The following is an 8,246-nucleotide window of genomic DNA, read 5'->3' as shown; positions in this document are numbered from 1 at the left end:
TCTACGAGGGCGAAGTGCGCTACGCCCGCGACGCGTTCGAGGGCCTGCGCCTGATGGACGCGCTGATCGCGGTCAAACGCGGCGTCCCGGGCGCGACCCTGCCCGAGCTCAAGCAGCGCCGGGTGCCCAAGCGTGAGGGCGTCGTGGAGGATGAGCCGGAGGCCAACCTCGGGCAGATCCGTTCCGATGTGTCGGTCGTCAATCCGGTGCCCGCCCCGCCGTTCTGGGGCAGCCGCGTGATCAAGGGCATTCCGCTCAAGGACTACGCGTCCTGGGTGGACGAGGGTGCGCTCTTCAAGGGCCAGTGGGGCCTGAAGGAGGCCCGCGCCGGCGGTCCGACGTACGAGGAGCTGGTGGAGAACGAGGGCCGGCCCCGGCTGCGCGGACTGCTGGACCGCCTGCAGACCGACGGTCTGCTGGAAGCGGCCGTGGTCTACGGCTACTACCCGTGCGTCTCCAAGGGCGACGACCTGATCATCCTGGGCGATGACGGCAGTGAGCGGACCCGCTTCACCTTCCCGCGCCAGCGCCGTGGGCGCCGGCTGTGCCTGGCGGACTTCTTCCGCCCCGAGGACTCCGGCGAGACCGACGTCGTGGGTCTGCAGGTGGTGACGGTCGGCAACCGGATCGGGGAGGCGACGGCCGAGCTGTTCGCCAAAAACGCCTACCGGGAGTACATGGAGCTGCACGGTCTGTCCGTCCAGCTCGCCGAGGCCATGGCCGAGTACTGGCACGCCCGGGTGCGCAGCGAGCTGGGCTTCGCGGGCGAGGACCCGAACGAGGTCGAGGACATGTTCGCCCTGAAATACCGCGGCGCGCGCTTCTCGCTCGGCTACGGTGCGTGCCCGGACCTCGAGGACCGGGCGAAGATCGCCGAGCTGCTGGAGCCGGAGCGGATCGGCGTGAAGCTGTCCGAGGAGTTCCAGCTGCACCCCGAGCAGTCCACCGACGCGATCGTCATCCACCACCCGGAGGCGAAGTACTTCAACGCGCGTTAAGCGCCCGTTGGGCGGCAGTTAGCCGCGAGACGTACACTTGACGGTCCGGCACAGGCCGGTCGCCGCCCCACGATCGTGGGCGCGTGCGACCGGCCTTTGTGCCCCTCTGGACCCGTTGAGGAGTGGTGCGCATGACCAGTAGCATTCCCGCCGTCGACACCCGTTCGGCCCAAGGCCGCGGGCTGCAGGCCGTGCTCCTCGACATGGACGGCACGCTGGTGGACACCGAGGACATCTGGTGGGCCGCGGAAGTCGAGGTGTTCGCCGGGCTGGGCCACGTCCTGGACAGCGAGCACCGCGCGATCGTGATCGGCGGCCCGATGACCCGCAGCGTGGGCCACCTCATGGCCGTCACCGGTACGGAGCTGACGCTGCCCGAGCTGTCCGACGCGATCAACGCGCGCTTCACCCAGCTGATCGCCCGGGGCGTTCCGCTGATGCCCGGTGCCCGCCGGCTGCTGACGGAGCTGGCGGCCCACCAGGTGCCCACCGCGCTGGTGTCGGCCTCGCACCGGCACATCATCGACTCGGTGCTGCGCTCGCTCGGCGCGGAGAACTTCGCGTTCACCCTCGCCGGGGACGAGGTGGCCCGCACCAAGCCGTACCCGGATCCGTATCTGATCGCCGCCGCCCGGCTCGGCGCGGAGCCGGCCCGGTGCGTGGTCGTGGAGGACACGCCGACCGGTGTGGCGGCCGCCGAGGCGGCGGGCTGCCAGGTCATCGCGGTGCCGTCGATCGTCCGGATCGCGGCAGCCCCCGGCCGGACCGTGGTGGGCTCACTGGAGCAGCTGAGCGTGCCTTTTCTGCGCTCTCTGAATGCGACTGTTCACTGAGCGTATTCCGGTGAATAGTTTCGAAACTCTGGGCGTCCGGTCGCTCATTCCCCGTAACGAATGCGGTGGCTGAATTCTGTACCGGCTCATTTTCGGCCAGGTGATTTTTGTCACTCCCCAGTCGGTCGACACCTGCGGAAGGGCATGATCCGGATGGTCAAATGGGTGCAAGCGGCGCGGCGTTGTGTCCGGGTTGCGACACAGAGGGGCGTATCGTTCCGTCGTCCGCATATCGGTACCGGGTGTGCCGTTATCGGGATGTGATACTGCCTCAACTTCTCCGTGTTCTAGAGGACTAGACCGTTCCCACTAGTGTCCTGACTGGTCAATGCCGAATCGAACGACCGGCATTTGAGCAAGGGGAATCACTAGATGTCACGTACTAAGCGTGTCGTCGCCGCAGCTGCCGTGGCCTTCCTGGCCGTCGGTGTGACCGCGTGCGGTGGCAACAAGGACAGCTCGGCGTCCGGCAGCAAGGGCGCCGTGATCGTCGGGACCATCGACTCCGTGTCGTCGCTCGACCCGGCAGGAGCGTATGACTACGGCTCCTGGGAGGTCATCGACAGCGTTTACCAGAAGGTGATGCGCTTCCCGACGGGTGGCACCAAGCCTGAGCCGGACGCCGCCAAGTCGTGTGCTTTCACCGACCCGAAGACCTACGCCTGCACCCTGCAGTCCGGGCTTCAGTTCTCCAACGGTGACAAGCTGACCGCCGCGAGCGTCAAGTTCTCGTTCGACCGCATGCTCAAGATCGCGGATCCGAACGGCCCGGTCAGCCTCTTCGGCACCCTCGAATCGACCGAGGCCAAGGGCGCCGACCAGGTGGTCTTCCACCTGAAGAGCGCCGACTCCACCTTCCCGTCGGTGCTTGCCACCGACGCCGGTGCGATCGTCGACGAGAAGACCTTCCCGGCGGACAAGCTGCTGGCCGGCACCAAGGTGATCGGCTCCGGCCCGTACACCCTGGACAAGTACACCGCCAAGCAGCAGGCGTCCTTCCTGGCCAACAAGAAGTACAGCGGCCCGGTGAAGCTCCAGAACGAGCAGTTCGTGCTGCAGTACTTCGCCGAGGCCTCCGGGCTGAAGGCGGCCGTCAAGAACGGCACGGTCAACGCGGCCTTCCGTACTCTCTCGCCCACCGACACCGCGGATCTGAAGAAGACCCAGGGCGTCAAGGTCGTCGAGGGCACGGGCACCGAGAAGCGCTACTTCGTCTTCAACGCGAAGGTGAAGCCGTCCGACCAGAAGGCGGTCCGCCAGGCCGTCGCGCAGGTCATCGACCGCGAGGGCATAGCGAAGGACGCCTACAACGGCACCGTCGCCCCGCTCTACTCGATGGTCGGCAACGGCATCGACGGTCACACCGACGCGTTCAAGGACAAGTACGGCGCTCCGTCCAATGAGAAGGCCGCCGCGATCCTGCAGGCCGCCGGTATCACCGCCCCGGTTGCGCTGTCCTACACCTGGACGCCGAGCCACTACGGTGCCGCGGCCGCCGACGAGGCCACCGCGATCAAGCGTCAGCTGGAAGCCTCCGGCCTGTTCAAGGTCACGTTGGCCTCCACCGAGTGGCAGCAGTACCAGAAGGACGAGAAGGCCGGCAGCTACGGCTCGTACATGATCGGCTGGTTCCCCGACCTGCCGGACGCCGACAACGACGTGTCGCCGTTCCTCGGCAAGACGCCGTTCCTGGGCACGGGTTACGACAACCCGCAGGTTCAGCAGCTGCTGGTCAACGAGCAGGGCACCGCAGACCCCAAGGTGCGCAACGAGGCCTTCGCCGAGATCCAGAAGATCGTCGCCGAGGACGCCCCGATCATCCCGGTCTGGCAGGGCAAGCAGACCGCTGTCGTGCGTGACGGTGTGACCGGCGTGGACAAGGCGCTGGACCCGACGATGTTCCGCTTCTACGAACTCTCGACGGGCAAGTGACGGCCGGCCGCCACTCCGGCTAAGAAAGACACCCCTCCATGAGCAAGCAGTCCGGGTCACTGCGCCGCTACATCCTCATCAGGATCGCGCTCGCCATACCCATGGTCCTCATCCTGCTGGTAATGGTCTTCGTCCTGATGCGGGTGGCCCCCGGTGATCCCATTTCGGCCTCCCAGGGCGGCAAGCTCAGCGCGGCGGAACTCGCTACCCGACGGCACGCCGCGGGCTTCGACGCCCCGATATACCAGCAGTTCTGGGACTACCTGAAGTCCGTCGTCACCCTGAACTTCGGCACCACGTTCTCCGACCGCCGCACCGTGCGGGACATCATCATCGAGAACGGTGGCGCCACCCTCACCCTGACCTTCGGCGCGCTGGTCTTCGCGACCGTCATCGGCATCCCGGTGGGCCTGCTCGCAGGCCGGCTGCGGGACAGCGCGGTCGACGTGGGGGGCCGGCTCTTCGGCATCCTCACCTACGCCGTACCGGTCATCGTCGCCGGCCCGATGCTGAAGCTCGCCTTCGGCGACACCTCCGGCCAGGCCTCCCCGCTGGTGCAGCTGAACGTGCCGACGCAGACCCACATCCTCATCGTGGACGCCATGATCGCGGGCGACTGGGACGCGGTGAGCGACATCGCCACCCACCTGATCATGCCCTCGGTCGCGCTGGGCCTGCTGATCGTCGGTGTCTTCATCCGCATGATCCGCATCAACCTCATCCAGTCGCTGCAGGGCGACTACATCGAGGCGGCCCGCGCCCGTGGCGTGAAGGAGAGCGCCGTCGTCGCACGGCACGCCTTCCGCAACGCCATGATCCCGGTGATCACCGTGCTCGGCCTCCAGGTCGCCATGCTGCTCAGCGGCGCGGTCCTCACCGAGAAGATCTTCAACTGGCCCGGTATCGGCCGCCAGCTCATCGACTACATCACCCAGCGCGACTACGTCGCCGTCCAGGGCATCGTCACAGTCTTCGCCCTCGTCGTCGTCGTGATCAGCATGCTGATCGACTTCGTCAACGCGCTGATCGACCCGAGGGTGCGGTACTGATGGCCCAGACAACACTCCCCGTTCCGCTCGGCCCGGAGATCACCCCCCAGGCCCCGGGCACCGGAAAGTCCATCCGCTTCGGCGGTCTTCGGCGCATCGTGATCGCTGTCCGGCAGGCACACGGCGTGCCCAAGTTCATGCTGTGGACCGGTGCGGTGCTCACGCTGCTCTTTGTGCTCACCGCGGTCTTCGCCCCGCTGATAGCCCCGTACAGCTTCGACACGTACCAGTCCGGCGGCAAGAACTTCCCGAAGCAGGGCGCTCCGGACGGGGACCACTGGTTCGGCACCACCGTGCAGAGCCTGGACGTGCTCTCCCGCACCGTCTACGGCGCCCGCACCGCGCTGGAGGTGATGGTCCTCGCCGTCGTCTTCTCGCTCATCCTCGGCGTCCTCCTGGGCCTGCTGGCGGGTTACTTCGGCGGCTGGCTCGACCGCATCCTGGTGCTGGTCATGGACGCGCTGTTCGCGTTCCCGTATCTGCTGCTCGCCATCGTGACCGGCTTCGTCTTCTCCGGTATCACCGGCGGAGGCGTGGTGACCGCCGCGCTGTCGATCACCGTGGTCTACATCCCGCAGTACTTCCGCGTGGTCCGCGCCTCGGCGCTCTCCGCGCGTGAGGCCACCTTCGTGGAGGCTGCCCGCGCGATGGGCGCCAAGCCGTCCGTGGTGATCCGCAAGTACCTGTTCGGCAACGTCATCCAGTCGGTGCCCGTCATCGGCACGATGAACGCCGCCGACGCCATCGGCACCCTGGCCGGCCTGGGCTTCCTCGGTCTGGGGATCCAGCCCACCGACGCCGCCGAGTGGGGCTACGACCTCGACCGCGCGATCGACGACGCCAGTGCCGGCATGTGGTGGACCACCGTCTACCCGGGCGTCGCCATGGTGATCGCCATCCTCGGCTTCACGCTGCTTGGAGAGGGTCTCAACGACGTCCTCAACCCGACCATGCGCCGCCGCCGGATCACCAAGGTGCTGCTGCCCCAGCTCAACCGCCGCCGCGTCGTCACCGCCGAAACTGCAGAAGAAGGGGAGGCCGCGAAATGACCGAACCTGTCCTTTCCGTCCGCGACCTGCGCGTCTGGTACGGAACCGAGCGCGGACCCGTCCGGGCCGTCGACGGCGTCAGCTTCGATGTACGCCCCGGCGAGACACTCGGCCTGGTCGGCGAGTCCGGCTGCGGCAAGTCCACCCTCGGCCGCGGCGTGCTGGGCCTGGCGCCCTCCGTCGCCGCCGTCGACGGTGAAGTGATCCTCAACAGCAAGGGCGGCAGGGGCCGCAACCTCGTCGGCATGTCGCCCAAGGAGCTGCAGAAGCTCCGCGGACCCGACCTCGGGCTGATCTTCCAGGAGCCGATGACCCGGCTCAACCCCCTGATGAAGATCTCCCAGCACTTCGAGGAGGCTCTGCACACCCACCACAAGGAGCTCTCGAAGAAGGAACTGCGCGAGCGCGCCATCGAGGCGTTGCGCGGTATGGGCATCCCGGCCAGCCGTTATGAGAGCTACCCCCACGAGTTCTCGGGCGGTATGCGCCAGCGCATCATGATCGCGCTCGCCCTCGTGCTGCGCCCGGCGTTCATCGTCGCCGACGAGCCGACCACGGCTCTGGACGTCCTCGTCGAGGCACAGATCATCAAGATCCTTGCGGATCTGCGCAAGAACTTCGACACATCCCTTGTGCTGATCACCCACAATCTCGGTATCGTCGCCGAAGCGTGCGACCGGGTAGCGGTGATGTACGCGGGTCATATCGTCGAACAGGGCGATGCCCGCGAGGTGTTCGCCAACCCGCAGCACCCTTACACCAAGGAGCTGCTCCGCTCCACGATCTCGCTCTCCACCACCGGACTGCACTACATCCCGGGAAGTCCCCCGGACCTGGTGCACCCTCCGGAGGGCTGCCGGTTCCATCCGCGCTGCCCGGTGGCGATGCAGGGATGCGCGAAGGTGGAGCCGCCCGAGGTGGTTCTGCCGTCCGGTGTGCACAGCACCTGCTGGCATCAGGGCATCGAGGCCGACCCCTCGCTGGCCGACGAGTTGGGAACGGGTGGGCGCGAGCCGCTCGCCGCGGTGAAGGAGATCAGCGATGCCGACGAAGCCTGATACGGACGCGACCGGTGTCGTGGCGCTCGCCGACCGCGAGACGCTCGTCGAGATCGAGGACCTCGAGGTCCACTTCGGCATGCGGGGCAACTTCCTCGGCCGCATCGTCGGCAAGACCGCCGGTGCGGTCAAGGCCGTCGACGGAGTGAACCTGACGCTGCGCAAGGGCGAGGTGCTCGGCCTGGTCGGCGAGTCCGGCTCGGGGAAGACCACCCTCGGCCGCACCCTGCTGGGCCTGAACCGGGCCACCGCGGGCGCCATCCGCTACCGCGGCGAGGACATCACCGAGTACGGCGAGCGCCGGCTCCGCCCGCTGCGCCGCAAGCTGCAGATGGTCTTCCAGGACCCGCACGCCTCCCTCAACCCGGCGATGGACATCCGCACCGCCGTCGGCCACCCGCTGCGCATCCACAACCTGGTGAGCAGCGAGGAGGAGTATGACGCCAAGGTCACCCACGCCCTGGAACGGGTCGGTCTGACCCCTCCCGAGCGGTATCTGACGAAGTTCCCCGGTGACCTGTCCGGTGGCCAGAAGCAGCGGGCCGTGCTGGCCCGCGCGATCATCGCCGAGCCGGAGCTCCTCGTCGCCGACGAGCCGATCTCCATGCTCGACATGAGCGTCCGCGCCAAGATCCTGCAGCTGATGCTGGACCTCAAGCGGGACCTGGACCTGACGTACGTCTATGTGACGCACGACCTGGCCAGCGCGAAGTTCTTCTGCGACACCATCGCGATCATGTACCTCGGCCGGATCGTGGAGTACGGGCCCACCGCGGAGGTCTTCGCCGACCCCAAGCACCCGTACACCAAGGCGCTGCTGGCGGCGATCCCCGAGCCCGACCCGACACTCGCCGTCGAACGCGAACTGCTGCGCGGCGAGATTCCGGACGCGGCCCGGCCGCCGCTCGGCTGCTCCTTCCACCCGCGCTGCCCGGTCGCGCTCGCCGGCTGCGGCTGGGAGGCCCGCGACCTGCGTGGCCTGCTGGAACGCCGCTGGCTGGAACTGCCGATGGCGGAGGCCGGCAAGGAAAGGGCGCTCTTCGGCGATCTCGACGCGCTCTCCGAACCCGGTCTCACATCCGCCGCAGTCACCCCCGGCCGGGGGCACACCGCGGAAGATGTGCTGGAATACCTCCGCCGGCTTCGTGAGGAGGCCTCCGCGGCAGAACCGCGCGAGCCCTTCTGGCGAGGCGTGATCACGATGCACGCCGAAGGCGGCCGGGCCGTGGTGGAGTTCTCGCCATCACAGGACCCGCGGCTGAACCTGTTGCCGGAAACGGATGTCCAAGTGGCCTGCCACCTGTACCCCGGATCCCGAGAATAACCG

Annotated in this window: 7 protein-coding genes; all 7 read left to right on the top strand. The window is 67.6% G+C overall.

The window, feature by feature from the left end; translation table 11 throughout:
• Window positions 1–998 (top strand): vitamin B12 dependent-methionine synthase activation domain-containing protein (locus QMK24_RS20340; RefSeq protein WP_283467808.1); only part of this gene is annotated, 998 nt, incomplete at its 5' end.
• 131 nt (window positions 999–1,129) lie between these two features.
• The gene (locus tag QMK24_RS20335; protein WP_283467806.1) at window positions 1,130–1,831 is read left to right on the top strand and encodes an HAD family hydrolase; all 702 of its coding nucleotides are present in this window, start codon (window positions 1,130–1,132) and stop codon (window positions 1,829–1,831) included.
• Between the two features lie 372 nt (window positions 1,832–2,203).
• Window positions 2,204–3,763: an ABC transporter substrate-binding protein gene (locus QMK24_RS20330; protein ID WP_283467804.1), complete on the top strand. Its 1,560-nt coding sequence runs from the start codon at window positions 2,204–2,206 to the stop codon at window positions 3,761–3,763.
• 38 nt (window positions 3,764–3,801) lie between these two features.
• Window positions 3,802–4,812, top strand: coding sequence for an ABC transporter permease (locus QMK24_RS20325; protein ID WP_283467801.1), 1,011 nt, complete (start codon window positions 3,802–3,804; stop codon window positions 4,810–4,812).
• Window positions 4,812–5,861 carry an ABC transporter permease gene (locus QMK24_RS20320; protein ID WP_283467798.1) on the top strand — a complete coding sequence of 350 codons (1,050 nt, stop codon included), beginning with the start codon at window positions 4,812–4,814 and terminating at the stop codon, window positions 5,859–5,861. The genes QMK24_RS20325 and QMK24_RS20320 overlap by 1 nt, the downstream gene beginning before the upstream one ends.
• Window positions 5,858–6,919, top strand: coding sequence for an ABC transporter ATP-binding protein (locus QMK24_RS20315; protein WP_283467796.1), 1,062 nt, complete (start codon window positions 5,858–5,860; stop codon window positions 6,917–6,919). Before QMK24_RS20320 ends, QMK24_RS20315 begins: the two co-directional genes overlap by 4 nt.
• Window positions 6,903–8,243, top strand: a complete 1,341-nt coding sequence (locus QMK24_RS20310) for an oligopeptide/dipeptide ABC transporter ATP-binding protein (protein WP_283467793.1) — start codon at window positions 6,903–6,905, stop codon at window positions 8,241–8,243. The genes QMK24_RS20315 and QMK24_RS20310 overlap by 17 nt, the downstream gene beginning before the upstream one ends.
• Window positions 8,244–8,246 lie beyond the last annotated feature (3 nt).

Source organism: Streptomyces sp. PH10-H1 (assembly GCF_030063355.1).
In the GTDB taxonomy this organism is placed as follows: domain Bacteria; phylum Actinomycetota; class Actinomycetes; order Streptomycetales; family Streptomycetaceae; genus Actinacidiphila.
The sequence above is the reverse complement of the archived record's forward strand: the minus strand, read 5'-3'. Positions and strand labels throughout refer to the sequence as shown.

Excerpts from the sequence above, each read along its gene's own strand:
- QMK24_RS20335 (WP_283467806.1), top strand. The coding sequence starts at position 1,130 with ATGACCAGTAGCATTCCCGCCGTCGACACCCGTTCGGCCCAAGGCCGC.
- QMK24_RS20330 (WP_283467804.1), top strand. The coding sequence starts at position 2,204 with ATGTCACGTACTAAGCGTGTCGTCGCCGCAGCTGCCGTGGCCTTCCTG.
- QMK24_RS20325 (WP_283467801.1), top strand. The coding sequence starts at position 3,802 with ATGAGCAAGCAGTCCGGGTCACTGCGCCGCTACATCCTCATCAGGATC.
- QMK24_RS20320 (WP_283467798.1), top strand. The coding sequence starts at position 4,812 with ATGGCCCAGACAACACTCCCCGTTCCGCTCGGCCCGGAGATCACCCCC.
- QMK24_RS20315 (WP_283467796.1), top strand. The coding sequence starts at position 5,858 with ATGACCGAACCTGTCCTTTCCGTCCGCGACCTGCGCGTCTGGTACGGA.
- QMK24_RS20310 (WP_283467793.1), top strand. The coding sequence starts at position 6,903 with ATGCCGACGAAGCCTGATACGGACGCGACCGGTGTCGTGGCGCTCGCC.